This is a genomic window from Brevibacillus brevis, assembly GCF_022026395.1.
Taxonomy (GTDB): domain Bacteria; phylum Bacillota; class Bacilli; order Brevibacillales; family Brevibacillaceae; genus Brevibacillus.
In genome coordinates this window covers 5,945,538-5,969,552 of sequence record NZ_CP041767.1, presented here as the reverse complement: position 1 = coordinate 5,969,552, position 24,015 = coordinate 5,945,538, and the positions used below count along the sequence as shown (strand labels likewise).

The following is a 24,015-nucleotide window of genomic DNA, read 5'->3' as shown; positions in this document are numbered from 1 at the left end:
TGTGGGGACATCCCATCCATCCGGAATTTACTAGAATGTTTTTCGATCACGATGTAACTTTGTACCGGAGATGAACGTTATAATGCTAGAAGCGGTAGTCTGCTCTTTTACAGGGCGGCTGCTACATATTGATTTTGGACTTCATTCATAGGAGCGTGGAATTTTTGGGTCTCTGGGAAGCTTTTGTTGCGATTGTGCTGGGGCTAGTAGAAGGTTTGACTGAGTTTGCTCCGGTTTCCTCTACGGGTCACATGATCATCGTGGATGACTTTTTGTTCCAAACGAAAGATTTGTTTTCACCTGAAGTGGCCAACACCTTCAAAATTGTCATTCAGCTCGGCTCGATTTTGGCTGTCGTGGTTTTGATGTGGGATCGGTTCATGAGCTTGCTCGGCCTCAACAGACTGGCTGGTAAGCGTGAGGTTCAGGCAGGACCTCGGCTGAATTTGGCTACGGTCATTGTCGGTTTGATTCCTGCGGGGATTCTGGGTGTTCTGTTTGACGACTACATCGATGAGTATTTGTTTTCGACGAAGACTGTGGTAATCGGACTCGTGCTAGGCGCTCTTCTCATGCTTGCTGCGGATTGGTTCCGACCAAGACGTCCAAAGATCGAGTCAGTTGATCAGATTACCTACAAGCAGGCATTTCTGGTCGGACTTATTCAATGCTTCTCCCTGTGGCCTGGCTTTTCCCGTTCAGGTTCTACGATCTCAGGGGGCGTACTGTTGGGCATGAGCCATCGGGCGGCGGCAGACTTCACGTTTATTATGGCGGTGCCGATCATGGCGGGCGCGAGCTTTTTGTCGCTGTTGAAGCGTTGGGATGCGATTACAATGGACAGCATTCCGTTTTTCGTCATCGGTTTTATTAGCGCGTTTGTGTTTGCGCTCCTGTCGATTCGTTTCTTCTTGAAGCTGATCAACCGCATCAAGCTGACGCCTTTTGCGATTTACCGTCTGGTGCTGGCAGCGGTCATTTACTTTGTATTTATGTAAAAATTAAAAAGACGACAAAGGCTCCCAGTTGGGAGCCTTATTTTAATCATTCGCCTTTATCTCACTCGGTTTTTCTATAATAATTCCGTTTAACTTAAGCGTAACAGGATTCGCGATCGTATCTCCAACGGGGCATGTTTGTTCCAAAAACTCCACAAAAGACTCTACCTGCTCTCTAGGAGCATCGGTTTTGATATGAAAGGTGTATCGAATCTCGGAATACCCGCGTCGGACATCAGATTTGTTCATGAAGCCATCCGTATCGAGATCGCCTTCAACCTCCACCCAAAAATCGTCGAGTTGAACGTTAAACTTCCTGGCATATACTCTGGCAACGATAGATTGGCAGGCTCCTAATGCGGAGAGTACCAGTTCAACCGGGTTCATGCCGGTATCCGTACCTCCCAAGCTTTTCGGTTCATCGATGGTTATCTCGAAATTTCTCGAACTGGCCTTCACAACCATTCCCTTTTGTAGATGTGCAGTTGCTTTGAATGTTTCAACAGGCATGATGCACACTCCCTTCTGGATAATCAATACAAGTAAACTCTACCATAGTTTTCCAGTAACCATTGAGAAAATTCTTCATTTATGCAAACGGGTGTCTCGTTCACTGCACACAGCTAATAATAAAAAGGGGCTGTCCCAAAAGTCGATTTCCCGACTGAGAGACGCCCCTTCTATCTTTTATTTCAAAAGATAAACCGCACGCGTAGTCATAAAGCCTTTGACATCTTCGCCTTTATCCAGCTTTTGCTCGACGAAAGGAATGCCAGCTTCTTGCAGACGTACTTTCACCGCATTGAAATGGTGGAAGTCTACGACCAGCGTTTTGTTGCTTGCTTTGATTTCTTCTAGCTGCTTTTTCACTAATGCATTGGCGCCAGACTGTCCAATGATATGAGAAGCATTTACCATTACCATATTGGCGAGTAAAATGACGACCAGAACCCTGCCCGCATAGCGGAAAAAGCCCTTCTGAATATCCCAGACTGCCAGCGCAATCAAGAGTGGAATCAGCCAAAGTTGCGGAACATAGCGCGCCCACCAGCTTTCCGGATTAATCAGCACGGTCACGAAGAGCACCAGACTGATCCACAAGAAAGGTGCCGCCTTTTTACGATGAGTCCCCAAAAGCAAGGCGACGAGAATCAGGCATGTGACAATCACAGCTCCTCCGAAAAGCGGTCCGAATCCGGCTACACGCACGTCAGGAGAGTAGAACACGGCGAGCTCTTTCCATGTGACTGTAAATGGCACTTTCCATGTAGGGCTATGGGGTGTTGCGATGTTCTCCGATTTGGAAAATAAGGAGATAGCCAGATTTTCTATGCTGGAATTGTCTTTGAAGCCATGCGGGCTATTCGAGGTCATGATATCAACGGCGCCTTTGCCCGCCAACGGATAAAACGGATGTCCCTTCGTTAGCGTGTTGGTGACATACGGATTGTACCCGACAACCCCTACGGTGATAACCAGACTAATTGAAAGCCACACGAGCATGCTTTTGAAGTGCTGACGGCGATCGTAGAAAAAGAAGAGCACGAGAATAGCCAAGCCGAGCAGTCCGGCATACCCCAATGCCGTGAATTTGATCTGGGCCAGCAGCATGAGCGCTGCGCATAGTGCCAGTAGCGTCCAGGCATGGTATCGCTTATACAGCAAATAGCCAAGAGCGCAGATGATAAGCACGAGTGAGCCAAGCTGTCCGTCAATATAGAAGGAAGTCGATTGCGTAATCACAGTAGGATTGAACGCTGCGAGCAGCGCGAAGGCAATCGCCGCCCCTTTTCTCTCTGGGAAAGCGGTTCGGATGGCAGCGAGGGTCAGGAAAAAGGACGATGCAATCAACAACAGGTTAAATATTTTGCTAACCTCAATCTGACCAGTAAGTTTATACATGACCGCATCAAGCATCCAAGGACCTTTGGCGTAATGATTGATCCACAGGTGAAAGGCCGAGAGAATCTCTTTATTGTCCATCTCCTCCACTTCTTTTGAACCAGGAGGCTTGAGGATGGGCTGGTCATGAACTGGGTTCCAGCCGTTGGTTATCTTCACGATTGCTTCTTGATGATACGTTTGTCCGTCGAAAGAGAGATCAAACGTATTGGCGCTGATGAAGTAGCTGATGCCTGAAACAATCACCAGTCCAGCCAACAGGGAGAAAAACCAGGCCCGGCGACGTGAACTTACGAAGACCGACACCATTCCTCCCAATGCAGCCAAAGCGGCAACGAGGCCAATCCAAAAGCTGGCGGCCGTCACGGATACGCCGAACAAAAATAAAACCGATGTGCTAAGCACAATCGTAGCCATAAACAATAGCAAAGCCGTCCCGAGCAGGAACGAGTACGTAGCTGTACGGTTATTCATGAACATAATCTCCTGTCTACGAATCTACTAGCCAATGAGGTTAGGGAGGTTCGCTGCCAGCAGATGCAATACGGTAGCAAGCAGTACCCCGAGTACCAGACCCCCGGCAATTTCCCATCTGGTATGTCCCATGCTTTCGCGCAAAGGCTTGGTGGGAAACACGTCCGGATGTTCCTTTGCGAGCTTGTTGAGTGCCTCTGCATGTTTTCCTACCGCTCTGCGCAATCCAGTCGCATCGATGATCACAATAAACGTCACAGCCACGCCCAGCCCGAATGCCGGATGAGTAAAGCCCTCCTGCAAACCAATCAGAAACACAGTGGTCACCATAACGGTTGTGTGCGTGCTGGGAAACCCGCCGTTCCCGACCATTTCTTTGGCACGAGACCCAAAACGGAGGTAATTGATCAAAAATTTGGTTATTCCAGACACGAGCCAGCCGATAAACGGCGCTGCTGCATATAACATGAGAAAACTCCTCTACGTGATGATTACGACTGAGATATGACGACGACGCCCACGACGATAATCGCCAGACCGGCAATGCGTGTAAGGGACAACGGTTCGTTGAAGATCAAGAAGGATAGCACAGCTACCAACACGTATCCAAGTGCTGCCATGGGATAAGCATAGGAAAGCTGCACCTTTTCCAGCGCAGCAATCCAGATAAACGCAGAAAGTCCGTAAAGCGCAAGTCCCACCATAATCGGCAGGTTCGTGAAATAGTGCAGGAACTTCAGTAGCAGCATGTCATTGTTGCTGGTGAGCGAGGATGCGCCCATCTTCATCGCGACTTGTCCACACGCACTGAGGATCACGGAAACGATGATGAGAACAATTGATGGCATAGTCTGATCCACAACCTATCTGTGCAAGTAACTTCCTTATTTAAATTCAAACATGTAAATAATCCCGGCTACCATGACGACATACAGGGACACCGTAATGAGAATCGGCTTGTCCTGCAACAAAACTTTTTCCGGACTGCCGCCCTGGCCTGCGACAGTGATCAAATACAGGTAACGGAAAATACCAAAGATCACGAGCGGAATGGTCCACATCAAGTGAATCGTGCGTCCTGAGGTAAAAGTGAACAAGGAATAGCTGATGATTGTCATGGTCGTCACAATCGTATTCAACTGATTCAATAACTCGGACGAATAACTGTCGAGCACTTTGCGATGCGTTCCTTTATCCTGCTGTAACAAAATCAGCTCGTGGCGACGTTTGCTGATGGCCAAAAACAGCGCGAGCAGCATCGTACAGAGTAAAAACCACGGCGTGAACGGCGTTTGGATCATCAGACTTCCGCCGATGGCACGCAAAACAAAGCCGGCTGAGATAATCATGACGTCCAGAATGACCACATGCTTCAGCTTCAGCGAGTAAGCGACGTTGAGTACAAAGTAGACCAGCAGCACGAGCGCGAATAATCGGTCAAAGTAATAAGCACTAAACAGGGAACCCAGAAGCAAAAACACACCAAATGCTAATGCGAGCGCTGGCGGCAATGCCCCAGAAGCCATGGGCCGGAACTGTTTTTCCGGGTGATTTCGGTCATTTTTGATATCGACAAAATCATTGAGGATGTAGACGCAGCCGGATACAAAACAAAACAGCAGGAAGGCCAGCACTGACTTTCCAATGACATCCGGACTTACTTTGTGCAAGGAAAATAGCAAGGCAGCAAAGACGAGCAAGTTTTTCGTCCATTGATGTGGACGAAGCTGCTTCACTAATAGGTAGACCATATTTTGTCGAACGCGTGGCGTTGTTTTGACGTCAACTTTAACAGAATTTGATGTTGCCCCCATATCTAACTCCTATCCTATTATCGAATCGTACCTTCTAATGACGGAAAATGTAAAAAGAAGGTTACACCTGTAATATGGTAACACAACTTCCCCCATAAAAATTTAACGATAACAGAAAAAATGTGAACTTGCGAGAAAGAATGATTGCCAAGAATAATATCGGGGGTTACAAGAAAACGCAGCCCTCGTGATGGAGCTGCGTTTTTCAGGGTATCTCTTTATTTAGTTCACCCGCGGAATCGGAGTGGCAGCTTTTTTTCGAGAATACAGGAACAAATTGAAGAGTACGATCACGAGTATGATCAATTGCGGGATCGTTGTTTCCCAGCTCGCGTAAATGCCAAGCGTCGGTGCGTACAACAAGTAATCGCTGCTGTGTGCAGATAAGCTTCCCGTTACCTGCAAAGCGTGGATGCTGACGCCGACGAATTTAAATGCCATGTAGTAGAGCAATAGACTGGCTACAAAAAAGAACGGACGCACGGGTATGCGTGCACTGAGCTTGATGATGACAAAGCCAATTACGGCCAAGACGACAAGCGCGCTCAAAATGCCGATCGCCAGGTCTGACATGGAGATCGTAGCGGCCATCCCCATATAAAAGATAATCGTTTCTGCCCCTTCGCGGGCGACAGCGAGAAAGGCGGTGAATGAGAGTGACCACAGAGCTCCTTTTGCCAAAGAAGAGCCGATAGATTTCTCGACAAACTGATTCCATGCCTGCAAATTGGACTTCTTATGCAACCACGCACCGATCGTCACCATAAAGAAGACGGCAATCAGTCCGGTTACTCCCTCAATCGTTTCTCGCGAGTTGCCTGTGGAGAGGTTGGAGAAAACGACACTGAGGATGACGGCAAGAATAGCGGAAACCACGATCCCGGCAAATGACCCAGACCAGATCCATTTGCGCTTGTCGGCATTGCCTGACTTGTTCAGGACAGTAAGCAAGGAGACGATGATCAAGATAGCCTCCAGTCCTTCACGGAACAAGATGAGTCCCGCATCCCAGGCGGTGTACGAGGATGCTGTCGCAAAAGGCGAAAGCTCTGTCTTCATTTCCGCAAGATGAGCCGCCGCCTTTTCCCATTGCGGGGGATTGGACAGGATGAGTGTCGGGATGGCGACCATCTTGGCTTCAATGCTGCTGTAGGTAGCAGGCGATTTGGTCATGACTACGCCTTCTACAGAGGGCCAAGAGATGATAAAGGTCTCCATTTTGTCCGAAGCAGCAGTTGCATCCTGATTGGCGATATCTGTTTCTACCGATGCAAGGAGTACCAGTAGAGACGAGATGGTGGGCTGCTCGGAAGAAGGATTCGCAGCGGCCTGTTGGACTACCTTTCCTGACAAATAATTGTTTACCGCAGTAATGAGTGCCTGTACCTTCTCTGCGCTCTTTTTAGGATCGGGTGGTTCTGTGTTCAGGGCAATGCGCGCACCGCTGATTTTGATTTCCATATCCCCGTAGACTGCGGCATTTTCCGCTCGAACAAGACCCTCTGCCTTATACCAGCCGGTGACGAAGCTGTTGTACGACTGCTTGGCTTTCGGCAGATCGCCTTCCGTGATGGCTGTCATGCTGTTTTGCAAGAGCGGTAGCAATGCCGCAATTTGCTTGTGTGCCCGTTCTTTTGGCTGACCGCCTTCTTCTTTGGACGAGACGTAACGATCCGTCGCTTTTGCCAGACTGGAGATAGCTGCTTTTGCGGTGTCAGGATTCGCCTTCGCTTGGGCAAGGGCTTGCTCTGCTTCCGCGATTGCTTGCGTCAGCGCTTGGGCATCTGCAGAGGTTTCTTCCGAATTGCCCTCCCAGATGCTCTTCATGCTGCTGAGTGCTTTAGCTGCTTCTTCCCAGTTGTTATCTCCGCTGCTAATCAAGGCATCGCTGGAGAGGGCGATCATTTGCTGGAGCTGCTCTGGCACCAACGGCGCGGCTACAGCGGCAGACAGAGCAGATGTCCATAGCAGCATGCATGTACAAAGGATAAACAGATAGCGTTTCAAGGTGTTCACTCCATCCCAGGTAGTTGGTTAAAATAGCGTGTCCCCGATGTATCCGCCCTCACTTGCACCAGGTAGACAGGCGTACAAACCACTGCCAACATGGGTGATATATTCATTGAGCAGGTCGACAGATGCGAGCTTTTGTTGCATCGGTATGAATTGCTTGCGTGGATCACGATTGAAGCAAATGAACAACAGCCCAGCATCGAGCTGACCAGTCTTGAGATCCATTCCACTCGAATAAGAGTAACCGCGACGCAATATTTTCACCTTGCCGTCCATATGGGCCAGGGCGACATGGGAATCGACAGGAATAACGGGTTTGCCCTTGGCATCCTTTCGATCCAGCTCCAGCTCGTCAAACTCATTTGCTTTGCCAAGAGGAGCCCCGGTTAAACGGTGACGACCAAATGTATTCTCCTGATCGGTGAGGGAGGAGCGATCCCAGACCTCGATCCGCATGCGGATTCGACGCATGACCATGTAGCTTCCGCCTGCCATCCACGCGGGACTTTCAGCAGTGTTAGCCCAGACGACTTCATTTGCAATAGCGTGATCGTTCACCTGCGGATTGTTCGTGCCATCCTTGAAGCCCATCAGATTCCGTGGCGTGGAGCCAGTCGGGTCGGATGCACTGGTACGCTGGAAGCCTTCCTGCAGCCAGTGGAGGACAGCTTTTCCTCGAGCGATCCGAGCCAAGTTCCGGAGGGCATGGAAGGCGACCTGTGGATCGTTGGCACAGACCTGCACGACAATATCGCCACCCGACCATTCCTTTCGCATTTCATCGCTGTTGAAGCGAGGTAAATCGACCAATGGAGCTGGGCGTTTGGATGCAAGACCAAAGCGCTCATCGAAGAAAGAAGCGCCAAGCCCAAATGTGATCGTCAATTTCATTGGGCGCAGGCCCATGGCTTCTCCCGTGTCGACAGGAGGAAGAAGGGCGTGATCGCTCTCCTCATCGACGTTTTTGCCGGCAGTCATGCGTGCTGCTGCCTGCGTCCAGCTTTGAAACAAGCTGCGGACATCCCCTAGCGAGGTCGTCGTCAAATCAAAAGCACCCATGCAGATAAAATCCTGCATAGGTGTAATGATCCCGGACTGATGCTTGCCATAAAAGGGAATGACCTCATCTGCACGGGTCGGAGTGGTACTTGTCTGTTCATTTTTGGGAGAGGAGGGTAAAAGGGTATTGACCCCAGTCGCCCCCAACAGCAGTCCAATCCCTCCGACCCCAGCCAACTTCAGAGCCTCTCGACGTGTGATTTTGTTCGCTGTGGTGTTTGCGAGATGCTTGTCATTCATCTTGTTAGCCTCCTACGATCTTACCCATTTTGGACAATGGCTCAGCCAATGCATCGAGGGACTGACTCAGCTTTTTCACTTGGTCTTCTTTCAATTCGGTGTACAGCACATAGCCGTCGCCTTTGCGGTACGGTGCGAGGGCTTTGTCCAAATCAGCAAAGCGAGTTTCAATTTCACTTGCAAGAGCAGAGTCTTTTGCCGTAACAGCAGGCTTCAATACTTTATAAATTTCGTGAGCGCCTTCCACGTTTGCAGCAAAGTCATACAAATCCGTGTGGGAATAGCGTTCTTCCTCACCAGTCACCTTGCTCGTCGATACCTCGTTCAAGAGTTCAACCGCACCCGTTACTAGCATAGGTACATCAATTTCGACGCTCTCAACCTTCACGCGGAGCTGCTTCACATCTTGCAGCAGTTGATCTGCCACTTTTCCTTGGTCAGCAACCGATTTGGTTTCCCAGAGTGCTTTCTCCAATTTGTGATAGCCGCGCCATTCGTTATCAGGCACATCACCTTCGCGGGCATCGATCCACGGATCAAAGTCTCCGAGAGATTCAGCGATAGGCTCGATTTTCTCAAAGTAAGCACGGGCTGGAGCATATTCCTTTTTCGCTTTCTCCATATCGCCTGCTTTGACAGCGGTGGTGAAGCCTTCTGTTGCCTTTACGAATTGGTCAGTTTGGTCAACGACCCATTTTCGGTATTGATCAATAGAGGCTTGCAGCTCAGGAGAAGTAGCAGGAGCAGTGCTCGCTGTCGCGGACTGATCAGCAGCGGCAGGCTTGTCAGGCTGCGTAGCTTCCGGTTTTTTCTCTTCAGTTTGTGTTTGTGCGTTTCCGCAAGCAGCGAGTAAGGATGAGCCGAGAACAACTGCGGCGAGTGGATAACTCCATTTTTGAATCATGAAAAGACATCCCTTCATATGATATGAGTGTATAATTATATGATTATATTTCGATAATGAATATCATTATCATCCACAAAGAATTTTACTCTTTCTTAGACAGTTTGCAATCTTTTTTTGGCAACAATCACTTGGTTAGTTTTGGAGTTGTTCACATAAAACCAAAAGTAGCTCAACAATCCCTTAACAATGACCTGTTATGATCGAGCTATCACCCAAATGAATAACGTCTGTAAGTGGGTCGAGACGTGGAGAAAGCCCTCATACAGCAATAGATTTGAAGAAGACCGTTCGATCGGTTTGTTTCTTTGTGCTATTGCCGTGTATGAGGGCTTTTTGTGTTTTCGAATGAAAGGAGCGAGTAAGGGATTTGCTAGATACAGATAGGTACGATGCGTATTTTTTTGATTTGGATGGAACGATTTTTCTCGGGAATGAACTGCTTCCTGGAGTGGAAAAGACACTTGCCGAGCTGCGGGAGAAGCAGAAGAAAATCATGTTTTTGACCAATACGACGGTACAGACAAGAACAGCTTGTCAAACTCGCCTCCAGAATCTCGGATTGACTGCCCGGCGGGAAGAAATCATGACGGCTGCCTATGCAGCGGGATTGTATCTTCAAGAATATGCGGAGCAAGCGCGTGTCCTGATCGTTGGGGAGCCCGCCTTGGAGGAAGAGATTGCGAGCTTTCATATAAAGCAGGTGCAAGATGCGGAGGAAGCTACGCATGTATTGGTTGGAATGGACCGTGGATTTACGTATGAAAAGCTGCAACAGGCTGCTGACGCTGTGCGAAAGGGAGCGCACCTGATCGTAGCGAACCCCGATCCGGTGTGTCCGGTGCCAGGGGGTGCCATTCCTGATACGTGGGCGTTGGCGAGAGCGATTGAAACGGCTGGTGGAGCCTCTGTCTGGGCGATGACTGGCAAGCCGTCCCGGTACTACGCCGAGCAGGTTTTTCAACAGCTTCAAGTACAGCCCGAAAAATGCGTCATGGTGGGTGACCGTTTGGAAACAGACATTTTACTGGGGAAAAACAGCGGCATGAAAACGGCGCTGGTCATGACAGGTGTGACGACCAGTCGCGAGCTGGAAGCCACAGAGATTCAGCCAGATTACATCCTTCCGACGATGGAAGCCATGGTGCAAGTCGAGTAGGAAAACGAGGAGGCATGGGAGATGGAGTTGGGAAAGAGCAGCAAAAAGTGGTTGTGGTCACTAATGGCAGCAAGTCTGGTGACAGGCAGTATTGCACCTGTGATGGCGCAAAGCGCGGTGAGCAAAACCTTGCTCATCACCGAAGTTGTCAATGATCCCCTTTTTGATGAAAGCACAGGTGAATTTATCGAAATCACCAATATCTCCAACGACCCGATTGATTTGAGTGGATATATGATCGGCGATGAGGAAAAGCGTGGAGGAAATGAAGGGATGCATGCGTTTCCGGAAGGCACCATGATTGAGCCTTACCAGACGATTGTCATTTCCCGCTATGCCGACGGGATCGTGGAACGCCATGGCGTCACGCCCGATTTTGAATTGTTCGATTCCATGGAGGACGTCCCTGAGCTGTTGCCGACAGATTGGGCGACAGGCAGCATTTATTTAGCCAATGGCGGCGACCACGTCATTCTGATGGACCCTGAGTACAATGTGGTGGATTCGATGGCTTATATGGATGCGAAGGTTCCGGGAGTCACCTCTCATCCGGGAGTCGCTGGGGGGCATTCAATGGAACGCCTGACGGAAAAGGATACAAATGATGCATCCAAAGATTTTGTCGATCAGCCCAAGCCGACCCCTGGTGAGCTGTTGTTTGGTCCGAATGCCCAAAAAGACAAGATTCCGGTCTCTGATCTGAAAGACGACGTACTGATTGTCCCTGAGCCTAAGACGGGAATTGTGCTTCCGCCGACGGTGATTGCCATGTACGACAAGAAGTCCGAGATCGATGCGATTCTGGAAGCAGAGGTGTCTTCCGTTTTTATTCCGGTGAAAAAATCCGGGAAGAACGGAGTCGTCACTCAAGACGGCACTCCTCTGGACGAGGTGCTGAACGAGATCAAGGGCAAAGCAATTCCGGTGATTCATATCGAGGACAAGAAACTGGTAGTGGAGGTCGATCGCCTGCTCCAGGAAGAGAACCTCACTGATGTGCACATTGTGTCATCCCGACCGGAAATCGTTCAAGAGATGCGGGAGAAAAACAATGAATACCGTGGTGCCCTCGTGTATATCGACGGCAAGCTGAACGAAAAGAAACAAAAAGAGCTCGTACGCTCGGCCAGGAGCAGTCGTTCCAATGTGATCGTTCTCTCGCAAACTGCGATGACGGAGGAGGTCATTCGCTACTTCCGCAATCGCGGGTTGTCTGTGTGGGGAATTGATCGGGCGAACAAGAGCCAAGCGAGCGAAATGATCGAGATGGGGGTGGCGGGAGTTGTCTCACACGATCCAAAAGAGGTACATGAGCTGCTCGCTGCGTACCCAGAGAAAAGCATCACGCAGCCTCCGATGGTCATGGCGCATCGAGGTATCCCTTCCTTAAAGCCGGAAAACACGATGTACGCCTTTGAAGAAGCAATGGAGCTGGGTGTAGAAATCATTGAGACAGACGTCCACAAAACAAAGGATGGCCACCTTGTCCTGATCCACGATTTTGATCTGGAGCGTACCACTAACGGGACAGGGAAGGTAAAGGATTTCACGCTAAAGGAACTGCGCGAATTGAACGCGAACAAGCTCGACCCGGCAAATCCTTCCTGGTATCAGCCTGAGATTACCGATGCTGTCATTCCTACCATGGATGAATTGCTGGAAGCGGCCAAGGGCAAAGCGGTGGTCATTTTGGAAGCAAAGGGGATCGGGTACGAAAAGGAAATGGCGAAGGTCATCAAGGAGCACGACATGGTGGAAGATGTGATTGTCAGCAGCTTTAGCTCAGAAGTGTTGGAGCGTTTCGCCAAGCTCAATCCAGAATTGGGACTGGGCTTTACCTTGAGCGGGACCAAGCCAAAGGAACAGCTGGAACAGTATGCCGAAAAGCAGATAACAGACGCGGTACAACTGAATGCCCAATACTTTATCAACCATCAGATTGTCACGCCAGAGCTGATCCGTTTCGCCAAGCATCGGGGAATCATTCTGACCGTGTATACCGTTAACGAGGAAGCAGATATGAAGCGGGCAACCGAGGCGGGAGTCGGCGGGATTATTACCGACTACGCACAAAAACTTTACAATAGCCAAATATTACCTCAGTAAGCAATTGGTATAGTCGAGGGATACGTAAAAAAACAGCGAGAAATTCAGGGGGGAAAGTCGTGGCTGAAGTGGAATTGCGGCGCATTTCCAAGATGTATGGGGGCCAGAAGGTAGTCAATGAAGTGAGCGCTCGTATTCTGCCAGGAGAATTTTTCGTGCTGGTAGGACCTTCTGGTTGTGGGAAATCAACCACACTGCGCATGATTGCCGGGCTGGAGGAGATCAGCACGGGAGAGCTGTTGATTGGCGGCAAGCCGATGAACCAAGTCCCTCCGAGCGGGCGAAACATCTCCATGGTGTTTCAAAATTACGCACTTTATCCGCATTTGACGGTAAAGGATAATATTTTGTTTGGTTTGCAGGTTCGAAAGGTAGACAAAGCGGAGCAGAGCAAGCGGTTGGAGCGTGTAGCAGAGATGCTGGGCATCGCGCATCTTTTGCAACGCAAGCCGAAGGAATTATCCGGGGGACAACGACAGCGCGTTGCACTCGGACGGGCTATCGTCAGTCAGCACCCTATCTGCCTGATGGACGAGCCGTTATCCAATCTGGATGCCAAGCTGCGCGGGCACATGCGTACGGAAATCCGTCGCTTGCAGCAAGAGCTGGGTATCACGATGATTTACGTTACACACGATCAGGTGGAAGCGATGACGATGGCAGACCGCATGATGGTCCTGCGCGACGGAGAGGTTCAGCAAGTTGGAAAACCGCTCGACGTGTACAACCATCCAGCGAATTTATTCGTGGCGGAGTTTACGGGGGCACCCCCGATGAATACGGTACCTACCATTTGGCGGGCAGGAGATCAGGCAGGGATTGAGTTGGAAGGTCAGCATTTTTTGCCGCTTCCAATGTTTCACGGTATCAAGGACCAGACCCCGGTCGTTCTCGGTCTGCGTCCAGAGTCATTGCAGCCCGCCCTTGAAGGGCAATCTGTCGATGTTTCCTGCCAGTTCCCTGTCACTGTACAGGGAGTAGAGATACTCGGTTCTGAGACCATTGTGGAATTCACCGTGGGAGACAAGCTGTGGAAGGCCAAATGGAACGGGCAATGGCACTGCAAAAGAGGCGAAACCTTGCATGTTCGTTTTGATCCAGCCCAGATGAACGTGTTTGATGCAGAAACCGGAAAAAATCTAGCGGTTACGACCAATTGAGAAAAGAAAAGGGAGAGGTACTGCGATGCGTAAAGTTGTCAAAAGCTTGTTTGCGGTCGTCATGAGTATGAGTCTGATCACGGGTTGCTCCAGTGGCAATTCTTCGTCCACGAACAACGCGGCGCAAGGAGCCAATTCGTCAGGCAAAACAGAGCTGTCCTTCTATTATCCGGTTGCGGTTGGCGGTCCTTTGACCAAGATCGTGGACGGCATGGCAGAGGAATTTAACAAAGAAAACCCGGATATCACAGTCAAGCCAGTCTATACGGGGAGCTATCAGGATACAACGACAAAAGTACAGGCGGCTGTACAAGGCAAAACTCCTCCCGACGTAGCGGTGATGCTCTCCACTGAGCTACATACGATGATGGACATGGACGCAATCCTGCCGTTGGACGACTTCATTGCCAAGGATGGCGGTAGCGAATACGTAAATGATTTCTTCCCGGGCTTCTTGGCGAATTCCCAGGTAGACGGCAAGACTTACAGCATTCCATTCCAACGCAGCACCATCGTGCTCTATTACAACAAGGACGCGTTCAAGGAAGTCGGCCTCGATCCAGAAAAACCGCCAACATCCTGGGATGAGCTAGTTCAGTACGCTACCAAATTGAAAAAGGACGGACGCTACGGCGTCGAGATTCCTTCCTCGAGCTTCACGTATTGGATGTTCCAAGCGCTGGCCCTGCAAAACGGCAAGAACTTGATGTCCGAAGATGGGAAAAAAGTGTTCCTAGATACGCCAGAAAATGTAGAAGCTCTGCAATTTTGGGTAGATTTGTCCAAAAAGCATCAAGTCATGCCTGAAGGCGTCAACGAGTGGGCGACTGTGCCTTCTGATTTCCTGGAAGGCAAAACGGCGATGATGTTCCATACGACAGGGAACCTGACGAACGTGAAGAAAAGCGCGAAGTTTGATTTTGGCGTAGCGTTTTTGCCAGCAAAAAAGAACTACGGCAGCCCGACAGGTGGCGGTAACTTCTACATGTTCAAAGGAACCGATGAAAAGAAACAGGAAGCAGCATGGAAGTTTATTCGCTTTATGACCGAGCCTAAGCGCGCTGCTCAGTGGAGTGTCGATACGGGTTATGTTGCGACACGCAAATCTGCTTACGAGGAAGAGACGATGAAGCAATACGTCAAAGACTTCCCTGCAGCAGCAGTGGCTCGCGACCAGCTGGAATACGGACATGCTGAGCTGTCTACACACAATAACGGCAAAGTGACAAAGCTCTTGAACGACACGCTGCAATCCGTGATCACGGGTCAATCCGAGCCTGCGGAAGCATTGAAAAAAGCGCAGGAAGAAGCGGACAAGATGCTGGCGCCGTTCAACAAATAAATCAAGCAAGGCAATGGGGGAGCGACAATGGGGGAACTACGCGCAAAATGGAAAGTGAACATGTACGCCTGGCTCTTGCTCCTTCCCTCCCTCATCTTCCTGCTGTTGTTTACCTTCTATCCGGTTATACAAACGTTCATACTCAGTTTTCATCAAGCGGATCTGGGTTCTCCAGAGCCGTTTTTTAACGGGATAGATAATTATAAACAAATGGTGGAAGATGAAGTGTTTTGGAAGGTGCTGACCAATAATATCTGGTTTGCTATCGGAACGGTGCCGACGAGTGTGGCTCTCGCGCTGGGTATGGCTCTGTTCGCCAACAAGGCATTACGAGGGAAGAGCTTTATCCGCACGGCTTATTTTTACCCGACAGTTGTTCCAATGATTGCCGTGGCGAACATCTGGCTGTTTATTTACACACCGGAGTACGGTGCGCTTAGTCATGTGATGGAGTGGTTCGGAAAAGGCGACATGAACTGGCTCGGCGATCAGAAAAATGTGATGTGGGCGATGATCTTCATGGTCATTTGGAAGGAAGCGGGCTATTTCATGATCTTCTATTTGGCAGGGCTGCAAAACATTTCACAGGAGCTATACGAATCCGCCTCCATGGAAGGGGCATCATCGTGGACGGTTTTTCGCCGCATCACCTTTCCGTTGCTTATGCCAACGACGATGTTTGTCAGTATTATCGCCTTCACCAACTCTTTCAAGCTGGTAGACCATTTGGTGATCATGACCAAAGGCGGGCCGGATAATGCCAGCAATCTCTTGCTTTACTACATATACGAGACGGCGTTTTCCTTCTGGGATCAAGGAATGGCCTCGGCATTGACGATTGTCATGGTCGTGCTGCTCTTGTTAGTTGCTGCTTTTCAGTTTTTTGGTATGGATAAAAAGATTCACTACAACTAAGGGGGATGGCAGATGCTTCGCAAAATCACAACGGTTGGAATGTACGGCTTGGCCGTTCTCTGGTTGTTTCCTTTGCTCTGGGCGGTCTGGACTTCCTTTCGCCCGAGGGAGCTGGCGACTTCGTGGTCGCTCAGTGCAGATTTTACACTCGATAACTTTGCGAAGGTGTGGGACGCAGCACCCTTTGACCAGTACTACATCAATACCTTTTTGATCGTGACCGGTATTTTGGTGGCGCAAATGATCACGGCTACACTGGCGGCCTATGCCTTTGCGAAGCTGCAATTTTGGGGAAAGGATGTGTTGTTTGTCCTGTTCCTGGTCCAACTGATGGTCCCGGCGGATATTTTGATTTTCCCCAACTACAACGTCCTGCGTGACTTGTCTTTGCTGGATACCAAAATCGGCATTATGCTGCCGTATTTCGCTTCGGCCTTCGGGGTCTTTCTGTTGCGACAGACCTTCAAGACAATCCCGCACGAGCTGGAGGAGGCGGCACGGATGGAAGGCTGCTCCTGGTTCCAGATTTTGTGGCGGGTGTATGTTCCGCTAGCGAAGCCGACCTACATTGCGTTTGGTTTGGTCTCGGTCAGCTACCATTGGAACAACTTCATGTGGCCGCTGATTATTACGAATTCCGTGGAAAATCGTCCGTTGACGGTCGGTCTGGCGATTTTTGCCCAATCGTTTGAGACGGGGGCGCAATGGGCCGAGGTAAGTGCAGCGACAGTCATGGTGATTTTCCCGTTGTTGCTGGCATTTTTGTTGTTCCAGCGGCAGTTTATCAACAGCTTCATCCACTCCGGCGTGAAATAAGAGGGAGGGTCATGAATCATGAGAGACAAGGGCTCGTTTTCCGTATCCACCTATGCCTTATTTGATCTGTCCTTGCGTGATGCGATTGTTCAGCTTTTGCAAAAAGACTGGAAGGGCATCGAGATTATGTGTGAAGAGAATCATGCCGACCTCTTAGACTGGTCCTGGGAGCAGTTGAAAGAGTTGAAGCAGCAGGGAAACGAGAGAGAGATTGCTTGGTCGATTCATGCGCCGATTAGCGGCTGCAATCTGGCGGCGGGCTCAGGACCAACCCGGGATCAAACGTTGGACACGATGAAGCGCTGCCTGGAGATTGCCAGCTTTCTCGACTGCACCCACGTCGTGATGCATGCGGGGGAAGTAGAAGATCGACTCGCGGAATCAGAGCGTGCTAGAGGTGTGGAAAATGTGAGTCAGGCAATCCACGTGTTGACCTCTGAGCTGTCCGCAGAGAGCAGAACCATACTGACGGTCGAGAATGTTCCCCCTTACCCAAAAGTGCTGGGGTGGAACGTTGAGGATCTCGTGCGTATATGCCAGCATGTCGATTCGTCTCGTGTGCGGATCGTGTATGACGTAGGCCATGCCCATTTGATTCGTCCGGGATATGCGATCGATGCATTGCAAAAGGTGCTTCCTTATTTATCCGCTCTGCACCTGAGTGATAACTTTGGCAAGCTCGACGATCATTTGGCAGTGGGGGAAGGAACGATCTCGTTCGAGCCTATCCTGTCACTTTTAAAAGACAACGGATTTGCGGGTCATTGGGTTGTAGAGACCAAGCAGCTTGCCTGCGCTGAGGCAAGTGTGGAACGGCTACTGAGGGCAGGAGGCAAATAACATGGACATGCAAACGATTTTGAAAACGAATCCGGTTATTGCAGCAACCGAACAGGATCGCTTGGGAGAGGCGATGGCGTCCAGAGCTTGTGCGATCCTGTTGATGTACGGAAAGCTGACCAAGCTGATGGAGGAAGCTGAAACCATCCGTCAGTCGAGCAAGCCGATTTTTTTGCACACAGACCTCATGAATGGCTTGTCCAATGACAAAGAGGCTTTTCGTTTCTTGTCCACCTATATCCAACCAACAGGCATTGTCACTACCAAAGGACCGATGATTCGCGCGGCCAAAAAGGAAGGGATGCTGACGATCCAGCGAGTCTTTTTGATCGATTCGACCTCTCTCACGACGACGATCAAAAACGTCTTGGAAAACCAGCCGGATGCGATTGAAATCATGCCGGGGATAGCGCCGTCTATTATTTCGTATATCAAGGAGCATTTGTCGCAGCCGATTATTTTGGGCGGGCTGATTTGGAATATGGAGCAGGTCAATGAAGCGTTGAAGGGTGGAGCAGATGCTGTTTCATTGAGTAAGTCGGAGATGTGGAATCATATGACGGTTTAGGAGAATGGGCAGGTGTGGAAGCACCTGTCTTTTTTTCATCTGCATAAAAACACCTCCATGCCAGTTGATGTACTGGAGGGGGCTGAGTAGGTGTTTTTATGGGAGTAACAAGTTTGTTCTTCTATTTGCTCGAGTATAGGTCTACATAGCCTGATTCCTTCATGCTCATATACATTCTGTACAAAATCGTTACTGCTTCTGCGCGGGTTAGCATTTCGTTAGGCTCAAACTCTCCATTCCATGCAGTCATGACCCCTTTTTGTTGCAAGAGGGCGATTTTGTAAGCTGTTTCTCCACTGTAGATGTCATAGAAGCGGTGTTCGTCTCCTTTTTTCAAGACAAGAAGGGGAAAGAGTGTGTTAGTCTGGTTTTTCCCATCTTCATAGGAGCGACCATCTGAGAGAAAATCATCTATGGATGATAAATCCGTATCGGAGGTAATGATGACTGGAATATCTCGCAAGGTAGAAGTGATCCCAAAGATAGAGGTGTCGTCTGTTTCGTCAAGCGCTTCAAGCCATAAAACAGGGAGGACGTTAACTGTACCGATGCGATTCAATTTGGAGTCTGGATAGAAGGTGTAACCTTCCGGTGAAGGAAAAACTACATTCCGCCAATTCCTCGTCACAATTGAACTAATCTCCTGATAGGCCCAGTGGTTTTTTGGTACATCAGCAAAGTGCGTAATATGATAATAATCCGAAACGTAAAAGTAACCATTCGGATCGAAAGGTCTGTAGCGATCAAACAGGCGATAGATCATCACCGTCATTTCAGCTTTGTCCACCCATCTTCCCGGCTGAAAGCTTCCATCGGGATAGCCGCTGACGACCCCCTTGTCTACCATGAAGGAGATAGCGTCCATTGCCCAGCCATATTGCTTGGGATCGACATCTTTAAATGCTGGTGCTGCCAGTGCTACAGGTTGCTGAAAGGTCGTTAGTCCAATAATAAGTGCTAATAAGAGGATGAGGCGTTTCATATCCCTTCCTGCCTTTCTTTACCTACTCTGGGTAATCTTTATTTATTTCATCGGCGAAAAGACCGTGACGTTACAACTTTTGAACTAGGAGAGCTTTTCCGTAAGTGTTTCTTACAGATATGTGTCCATATGCCTACATGATTGGTAATCAAGCATGAGTAATTTTATAATGTAGGTAACAAAATTCTACGATGAAGAAAATAACAGCGAAGTGACACCCTTCAGCGTGAAAAGAGGGTAATATGGAACCAATTCAATTGATGGAAGCGGCAGAGCAATTTATCCGGACATGCTATCGTGAACTGGACAAGACAACGGACGAAACCGAGCAACGACTGCAAGAAGTACGACAGCTGATTCATCAGCAGGGATACTATGAGCATACGGCCGAGGAGCTTCGTCATGGAGCAAAAATGGCCTGGCGCAATAGCAATCGATGTATTGGGCGATTCTTTTGGGAATCGTTAGTGGTGATAGATGAGCGGCATGTCGAAACAGAAGAAGAGATGGCGCAGGCCATGCTCCGCCACATCGACTTTGCCACCAATGGAGGGAAAATTCGCCCGACCATTACGGTATTTGCACCTGCTGTAGCAGGCAGACTCCCCATGCGCATCTGGAATGACCAACTGATTCGCTACGCGGGATACGAGACAGAGTACGGCGTATTGGGTGATCCAGTTTCGCTTTCGCTGACGAAGCTATGTGAGAGCTTGGGATGGCAAGGGAAAGGCACAAACTACGACGTTTTGCCGCTTGTCGTGCAAATTGGAGATCGGACGCCGCAGTTTTTTGAGATTCCTCAGGAGCTGGTCTTGGAGGTGCCGATCGTGCATCCTGATTTGCCGGGCTTTGCTGACTTGGAATTGCAATGGTACGGGGTTCCTATTGTTTCGAATATGCGCATGGAGATTGGCGGTATCGACTATTTGGCTGCGCCTTTTAACGGCTGGTACATGGGAACGGAGATCGGTGCGCGCAATTTTGCCGATCAAGAGCGATATAACATGCTGCCAAAGGTCGCAGAGGTCATGGGGCTTGATACGAGTAGGGAAGTGACGCTGTGGAGAGACAAAGCGCTTATCGAGCTGAACGTAGCCGTCCTGCATTCCTTCAAGGAAAAAGGAGTATCGATTGTCGATCACCATACAGCGAGCCAGCAATTCAAGCGATTTGAGGAAAGAGAAGAGAAATGTGGTCGAGCCGTTACTGGTGACTGGACATGGCTGGTTCCACCGATCTCCGGAACAGCTACACACATTTTTCACAGTCTGTACGACAACACAGTCCATACGCCGAATTTCTTTTACCAAGACAAGCCGGAGCTCGGCAAAAAATAAGGTCTTCCAATGTCGCGAACATGCTTCGCGGCATTTTTTTGCGTGCGATGTCACATACAGGGTGTTATGGTGCGTTATACCAGTTGAAAGGAGGGAGAGAGTGGACACGAAACAGATAGAAGAACTCGTGGATGAGATCATTCAGGGAGCGGATGACCGCTACGCTATCATTATGAAAAGCTACCAAACCCCGATATTTCACTACTGCTATCACATCTTGGGGAATCGATGCGAAGCGGAAGATGCCGCACAGGAGGTCTTCTTCAAGGCTTATCGCAATTTGAAAAAATACAGTCCAATTATGCCGTTCGCAGCTTGGCTTTATAAAATTGCCTATCACCACTGCATCGATCTCATCAGAAAAAGGAAATGGACAAAGTTGTTGCCATTTTTGATGCAGGACAAAGAGTCTCAATCAGACATCGAGCTGCATATTGAAAATGTTTATTTTAGTGAGGATGTATTTCTTGCCATGCAGACACTCTCGGTAGAGGAAAGAACGCTTCTCTTGCTGCGAGGCGTGGAAGAAAAGACGTACGAGGAAATTTCCTTGATCATGAACAAAAACGCTGCGAGTCTGCGCAAAAAATTCGAGCGTACGGCATCGAAGTTCCGATCCGCTTATTCTCCTTTAGGGAAGGGAGGGTCAGCTCACGATGAGTCGAAACAAATCGCACGAGAGTATTAAGGACCTGTTCAACGACCCGCGTATCCCGCAGGAGATTGATATTAGCCATCAAGTAATGACAAAAATCAAACGAGAGAAGGAGAGATTTTTTGTGAAGTACAAGGTAAGCATATTAGTTGCCATTGGTTTGATCGCAAGTATTTCATCGGGTTATGCTGCTGTCCAGTTCTATCAGTTGAAGGATGAAAAAGGCGAAGTTATTTATCAGCAGAAAGATATCTCCCAAATCCCGGGGGAACCGAAAATTGTAAAAGAATTAGACCCTGAAACAAAGAAATATCAAGATAAACGTTCAGAAATTACTAGAAGCATGGAGCCTGGAACTGCTGCAGCCGTTTATATCGCCGACCACAATCCCAAAAAAGCGGTTGCAACACTCTATAAAGCATTTGAATTTGCCAATTTGGCCGATCTACGCAAGAAAGTGGGAGATCATATATTTGTGCCTGAGACATTGCCAGGGGGTTATTCCTTTGAAGATGCCAACCTCACATTTGACATCAAGAGAGAGTATGACAAGGAAGCTTTGTACAAAAAGGCAGAGCAAGAGAAGAAAGAATATGTTATTCAGCCATTGGAATGGACAAATGAGCTAGATACGCTATATGCGACATATAGGTCTGGGAAAAGCTATTTAAATTTGAACATCTCCAATTATGAAGATGTAGAAGACAGTACCACTTATGTGATAAATCAGGATGAACAGCAAAAAGAGGTAGTTAAAGTAGGACAAATCGAAGTGCTGTATACAGAAGAAGCTAGTAAAGACGGGGTTGAAAAGAACATCGTTTGGGTGATGGAGTACGCTGGCAAGAAGATGCAGTACGAAGTAGTCGCGACTGGGGATGTATTGACCAAAGGAAACATCAGCGAGTTTGTAAATGCCATGATGCCGAAAAAATAAAGCTATCAATGTCGCGAACATGCTTCGCGGCATTTTTTTGTGACGGGTTGTAAATGGTATCTCGGAGAACGAGTGATGCACGATGAATTAAGGAAAATTTTAGCTTTACCCCACAATTTTTTTTAACATTTCCTCTTACCCTAGATTTAGCAAGTAAGAGAGTAAGAGATTTACTTGCAAACAAAAAAGGAAATAAAAAGGAGCGAGACCAATGAAAAAGAAATGGATGACGACTGCATCAGCTTTGTTACTTACTGGGGTGATTGGGACTGTTATACCGTATGCAACCACAACGGCAGATGCAAAAGCAAACGTAGAGGAAAAAAGTAACCTAGACCTCAGAATTTCATTCGTTTTTTCTGAGGATGGCCAGGGAGTAACCATTAAAGACAGTAAATTAGGTGATTTCAAGGCTACGGTTAAGGATCTCTCCGAGAAGTTAGGTATCAAGGCAGACGATCTTAATCTATCTTCACATATCATTGAAATGAAACCAAATGCGACAGGCAGCAAGATTATTGTCAAAGAAACTTCCTTTAAAGGTGAAGTGAAAGAGTATGAGACTAGCGATAATGATGTCCTCATGCTGTTCGGTCTCCACAAAGTAACCAAATAAGTCGGTAAGGTAACTGCGGCACAACTCACCATTCAAAGTCTCAACTCCCCTTATGTAAATATAAGGGCCCTCTCCCCCAAAAAATAAACATAGCTACCAATGTCGCGAACTGCTTCGCGGCATTTTTTTGATGGATTGTAAAAAGGGTATCTCGAAGAACGAAAAAGATGGGCATTAGCAAGCTCTTTATGCCCTTATTATGGTCATGATCAGCATGTTATCGGCCTGCGGACAGACACCAGCCAATCCAACTGCTCAACCTGCGCAAGAAAAGTCAGGTAACGAGAATAACAATGAATATATCACCTACGAGGCGTTTAATGGCACAGTGAGAATTCCTAAGGACCCAAAACGGGCTGTGATACTTGCGGACAGCTATGTTGGACATTTTCTGACGCTGGGGATCAAGCCTATCGGTATCACGGACCATGCTATGGGAAACCGGTATTTTAAAGGGAAGCTGGGCGGTATCGAAAGCGTGGGCGACGGAACATCGGTAGAAAAAGTACTGACGATAAATCCTGATTTACTAATTGTGTTTGAAGGGGATAAAAATATCGAGCAGTTCACCAAAATAGCTCCAACGGTAGTGATTCAATACGGTAAGAAGCCAATCCGCGAAGAACTGCGGGAGTTTGGCAAAATGACAGGAAGAGAAGACAAGGCAAATGAGTGGATTGCTAAATGGGACAAGAAAATAGGTGAGGCAAAACCTAAGGTGCAAGCAGCGGTAGGAGATAAAACCGTTTCGATTCTGCAGCCATACGCCAAGGGGATTTATGCGTTTGGGCACAACTTCGGAAGGGGTGGAGACATCATTTACGGGGAGTTCCAGTTGAAGGCTCCAAATGCCATACAAAAAGAAGCCATTGATAGCAATACTGGCTGGGCGGGGGTCTCGCTTGAAACACTGCCGGACTTTGCAGGAGACTACATTTTTACCAGTGCATGGTCCGGAGATGACGCCAATCCGGAGGATGTCTATAGTACAAACGTTTGGAAGGGCTTGTCGGCAGTAAAAAATAACAAGGTTTTTCAGATTGATCAGAAAGGCTCCTATTTTAATGACCCGATCTCCCTGGAAGCGCAACTCGAGTTCATAGTAGAAAAACTAACGTAGAAGCAAAAACCCCCGAAACACATGTAGCAAGTATGCTCTGCTACGAGTATTCGGG

23 protein-coding genes are annotated in these 24,015 nt (G+C 48.6%); 14 read left to right on the top strand and 9 right to left on the bottom strand.

Features of this window, described 5'->3' with window-relative positions; translation table 11 throughout:
* Window positions 1–164 precede the first annotated feature (164 nt).
* Complete coding sequence (locus FO446_RS28040) at window positions 165–998, top strand: undecaprenyl-diphosphate phosphatase (protein ID WP_232773662.1); 834 nt, start codon at window positions 165–167, stop codon at window positions 996–998.
* Between the two features lie 42 nt (window positions 999–1,040).
* On the opposite strand, the gene FO446_RS28035 is transcribed toward FO446_RS28040, so the two are convergent.
* The 8 genes from FO446_RS28035 to efeO all read right to left on the bottom strand — a co-directional run bounded on the left by FO446_RS28035 (window position 1,041) and on the right by efeO (window position 9,404).
* Window positions 1,041–1,508, bottom strand: coding sequence for an OsmC family protein (locus FO446_RS28035; protein WP_232773661.1), 468 nt, complete (start codon window positions 1,506–1,508; stop codon window positions 1,041–1,043).
* Window positions 1,509–1,685: 177 nt separating this feature from the next.
* On the bottom strand, window positions 1,686–3,374 hold the full coding sequence (locus FO446_RS28030; RefSeq protein WP_237899643.1) for a hypothetical protein: 1,689 nt from the start codon (window positions 3,372–3,374) through the stop codon (window positions 1,686–1,688).
* A 27-nt stretch (window positions 3,375–3,401) separates the two neighbouring features.
* A complete protein-coding gene (locus FO446_RS28025; protein WP_173611775.1) occupies window positions 3,402–3,842 on the bottom strand; it encodes a divergent PAP2 family protein in 441 nt (146 codons plus the stop codon).
* A 23-nt stretch (window positions 3,843–3,865) separates the two neighbouring features.
* Window positions 3,866–4,222 (bottom strand): SMR family transporter, encoded by a 357-nt coding sequence (locus FO446_RS28020; RefSeq protein ID WP_173611776.1) that lies wholly within the window; start codon window positions 4,220–4,222, stop codon window positions 3,866–3,868.
* A gap of 36 nt (window positions 4,223–4,258) precedes the next feature.
* Entirely contained in the window at window positions 4,259–5,188 is a 930-nt protein-coding gene (locus FO446_RS28015) for a decaprenyl-phosphate phosphoribosyltransferase (protein ID WP_173611777.1), read from the bottom strand.
* A 222-nt stretch (window positions 5,189–5,410) separates the two neighbouring features.
* The gene (locus tag FO446_RS28010; RefSeq protein WP_330873229.1) at window positions 5,411–7,195 is read right to left on the bottom strand and encodes an FTR1 family iron permease; all 1,785 of its coding nucleotides are present in this window, start codon (window positions 7,193–7,195) and stop codon (window positions 5,411–5,413) included.
* Between the two features lie 27 nt (window positions 7,196–7,222).
* A complete protein-coding gene (efeB, locus tag FO446_RS28005; protein ID WP_237899641.1) occupies window positions 7,223–8,500 on the bottom strand; it encodes an iron uptake transporter deferrochelatase/peroxidase subunit in 1,278 nt (425 codons plus the stop codon).
* Between the two features lie 4 nt (window positions 8,501–8,504).
* The gene (gene efeO / locus FO446_RS28000) at window positions 8,505–9,404 is read right to left on the bottom strand and encodes an iron uptake system protein EfeO (protein ID WP_173611780.1); all 900 of its coding nucleotides are present in this window, start codon (window positions 9,402–9,404) and stop codon (window positions 8,505–8,507) included.
* A 370-nt stretch (window positions 9,405–9,774) separates the two neighbouring features.
* Here efeO and FO446_RS27995 point away from each other — a divergent pair, with 370 nt between their 5' ends.
* The 8 genes from FO446_RS27995 to FO446_RS27960 are packed head-to-tail and all read left to right on the top strand — an operon-like array spanning window position 9,775 to window position 18,310.
* Window positions 9,775–10,563: an HAD-IIA family hydrolase gene (locus FO446_RS27995; RefSeq protein ID WP_173611781.1), complete on the top strand. Its 789-nt coding sequence runs from the start codon at window positions 9,775–9,777 to the stop codon at window positions 10,561–10,563.
* 21 nt (window positions 10,564–10,584) lie between these two features.
* On the top strand, window positions 10,585–12,669 hold the full coding sequence (locus tag FO446_RS27990; protein ID WP_237899639.1) for a glycerophosphodiester phosphodiesterase family protein: 2,085 nt from the start codon (window positions 10,585–10,587) through the stop codon (window positions 12,667–12,669).
* 59 nt (window positions 12,670–12,728) lie between these two features.
* On the top strand, window positions 12,729–13,829 hold the full coding sequence (locus FO446_RS27985) for an ABC transporter ATP-binding protein (protein ID WP_237899637.1): 1,101 nt from the start codon (window positions 12,729–12,731) through the stop codon (window positions 13,827–13,829).
* 25 nt (window positions 13,830–13,854) lie between these two features.
* Window positions 13,855–15,171, top strand: a complete 1,317-nt coding sequence (locus FO446_RS27980; RefSeq protein ID WP_237899635.1) for an ABC transporter substrate-binding protein — start codon at window positions 13,855–13,857, stop codon at window positions 15,169–15,171.
* 27 nt (window positions 15,172–15,198) lie between these two features.
* Entirely contained in the window at window positions 15,199–16,086 is an 888-nt protein-coding gene (locus tag FO446_RS27975) for a carbohydrate ABC transporter permease (RefSeq protein ID WP_047070124.1), read from the top strand.
* A gap of 12 nt (window positions 16,087–16,098) precedes the next feature.
* Window positions 16,099–16,902 carry a carbohydrate ABC transporter permease gene (locus FO446_RS27970; protein WP_047070123.1) on the top strand — a complete coding sequence of 268 codons (804 nt, stop codon included), beginning with the start codon at window positions 16,099–16,101 and terminating at the stop codon, window positions 16,900–16,902.
* Window positions 16,903–16,920: 18 nt separating this feature from the next.
* Window positions 16,921–17,742, top strand: a complete 822-nt coding sequence (locus FO446_RS27965) for a sugar phosphate isomerase/epimerase family protein (protein WP_237899633.1) — start codon at window positions 16,921–16,923, stop codon at window positions 17,740–17,742.
* Window position 17,743: 1 nt separating this feature from the next.
* Window positions 17,744–18,310, top strand: a complete 567-nt coding sequence (locus tag FO446_RS27960) for a glycerol-3-phosphate responsive antiterminator (protein WP_173626393.1) — start codon at window positions 17,744–17,746, stop codon at window positions 18,308–18,310.
* Window positions 18,311–18,431: 121 nt separating this feature from the next.
* On the opposite strand, the gene FO446_RS27955 is transcribed toward FO446_RS27960, so the two are convergent.
* Entirely contained in the window at window positions 18,432–19,292 is an 861-nt protein-coding gene (locus FO446_RS27955) for an S-layer homology domain-containing protein (RefSeq protein ID WP_237899631.1), read from the bottom strand.
* A 242-nt stretch (window positions 19,293–19,534) separates the two neighbouring features.
* Here FO446_RS27955 and FO446_RS27950 point away from each other — a divergent pair, with 242 nt between their 5' ends.
* The 5 genes from FO446_RS27950 (at window position 19,535) to FO446_RS27930 (ending at window position 23,960) form a co-directional block, all read left to right on the top strand.
* Window positions 19,535–20,632 carry a nitric oxide synthase oxygenase gene (locus FO446_RS27950; RefSeq protein WP_173611788.1) on the top strand — a complete coding sequence of 366 codons (1,098 nt, stop codon included), beginning with the start codon at window positions 19,535–19,537 and terminating at the stop codon, window positions 20,630–20,632.
* Between the two features lie 100 nt (window positions 20,633–20,732).
* Entirely contained in the window at window positions 20,733–21,320 is a 588-nt protein-coding gene (locus FO446_RS27945) for an RNA polymerase sigma factor (protein WP_173611789.1), read from the top strand.
* Window positions 21,289–22,224, top strand: a complete 936-nt coding sequence (locus tag FO446_RS27940) for a hypothetical protein (protein ID WP_237899630.1) — start codon at window positions 21,289–21,291, stop codon at window positions 22,222–22,224. The genes FO446_RS27945 and FO446_RS27940 overlap by 32 nt, the downstream gene beginning before the upstream one ends.
* 211 nt (window positions 22,225–22,435) lie before the next feature.
* Window positions 22,436–22,840: a hypothetical protein gene (locus FO446_RS27935; protein WP_232773653.1), complete on the top strand. Its 405-nt coding sequence runs from the start codon at window positions 22,436–22,438 to the stop codon at window positions 22,838–22,840.
* Window positions 22,841–23,045: 205 nt separating this feature from the next.
* Entirely contained in the window at window positions 23,046–23,960 is a 915-nt protein-coding gene (locus tag FO446_RS27930; protein WP_419466139.1) for an iron-hydroxamate ABC transporter substrate-binding protein, read from the top strand.
* The last annotated feature ends 55 nt before the right edge of the window (window positions 23,961–24,015 follow it).

Bases quoted from the DNA above. Each gene is read 5' to 3' on its own strand.
- FO446_RS28035 (WP_232773661.1), bottom strand. From the start codon at position 1,508: ATGCCTGTTGAAACATTCAAAGCAACTGCACATCTACAAAAGGGAATG.
- FO446_RS28030 (WP_237899643.1), bottom strand. From the start codon at position 3,374: ATGAATAACCGTACAGCTACGTACTCGTTCCTGCTCGGGACGGCTTTG.
- FO446_RS28025 (WP_173611775.1), bottom strand. From the start codon at position 3,842: ATGTTATATGCAGCAGCGCCGTTTATCGGCTGGCTCGTGTCTGGAATA.
- FO446_RS28020 (WP_173611776.1), bottom strand. From the start codon at position 4,222: ATGCCATCAATTGTTCTCATCATCGTTTCCGTGATCCTCAGTGCGTGT.
- FO446_RS28015 (WP_173611777.1), bottom strand. From the start codon at position 5,188: ATGGGGGCAACATCAAATTCTGTTAAAGTTGACGTCAAAACAACGCCA.
- efeB (WP_237899641.1), bottom strand. From the start codon at position 8,500: ATGAATGACAAGCATCTCGCAAACACCACAGCGAACAAAATCACACGT.
- efeO (WP_173611780.1), bottom strand. From the start codon at position 9,404: ATGATTCAAAAATGGAGTTATCCACTCGCCGCAGTTGTTCTCGGCTCA.
- FO446_RS27990 (WP_237899639.1), top strand. From the start codon at position 10,585: ATGGAGTTGGGAAAGAGCAGCAAAAAGTGGTTGTGGTCACTAATGGCA.
- FO446_RS27980 (WP_237899635.1), top strand. From the start codon at position 13,855: ATGCGTAAAGTTGTCAAAAGCTTGTTTGCGGTCGTCATGAGTATGAGT.
- FO446_RS27975 (WP_047070124.1), top strand. From the start codon at position 15,199: ATGGGGGAACTACGCGCAAAATGGAAAGTGAACATGTACGCCTGGCTC.
- FO446_RS27970 (WP_047070123.1), top strand. From the start codon at position 16,099: ATGCTTCGCAAAATCACAACGGTTGGAATGTACGGCTTGGCCGTTCTC.
- FO446_RS27965 (WP_237899633.1), top strand. From the start codon at position 16,921: ATGAGAGACAAGGGCTCGTTTTCCGTATCCACCTATGCCTTATTTGAT.
- FO446_RS27960 (WP_173626393.1), top strand. From the start codon at position 17,744: ATGGACATGCAAACGATTTTGAAAACGAATCCGGTTATTGCAGCAACC.
- FO446_RS27955 (WP_237899631.1), bottom strand. From the start codon at position 19,292: ATGAAACGCCTCATCCTCTTATTAGCACTTATTATTGGACTAACGACC.
- FO446_RS27950 (WP_173611788.1), top strand. From the start codon at position 19,535: ATGGAACCAATTCAATTGATGGAAGCGGCAGAGCAATTTATCCGGACA.
- FO446_RS27940 (WP_237899630.1), top strand. From the start codon at position 21,289: ATGAGTCGAAACAAATCGCACGAGAGTATTAAGGACCTGTTCAACGAC.
- FO446_RS27935 (WP_232773653.1), top strand. From the start codon at position 22,436: ATGAAAAAGAAATGGATGACGACTGCATCAGCTTTGTTACTTACTGGG.
- FO446_RS27930 (WP_419466139.1), top strand. From the start codon at position 23,046: ATGATCAGCATGTTATCGGCCTGCGGACAGACACCAGCCAATCCAACT.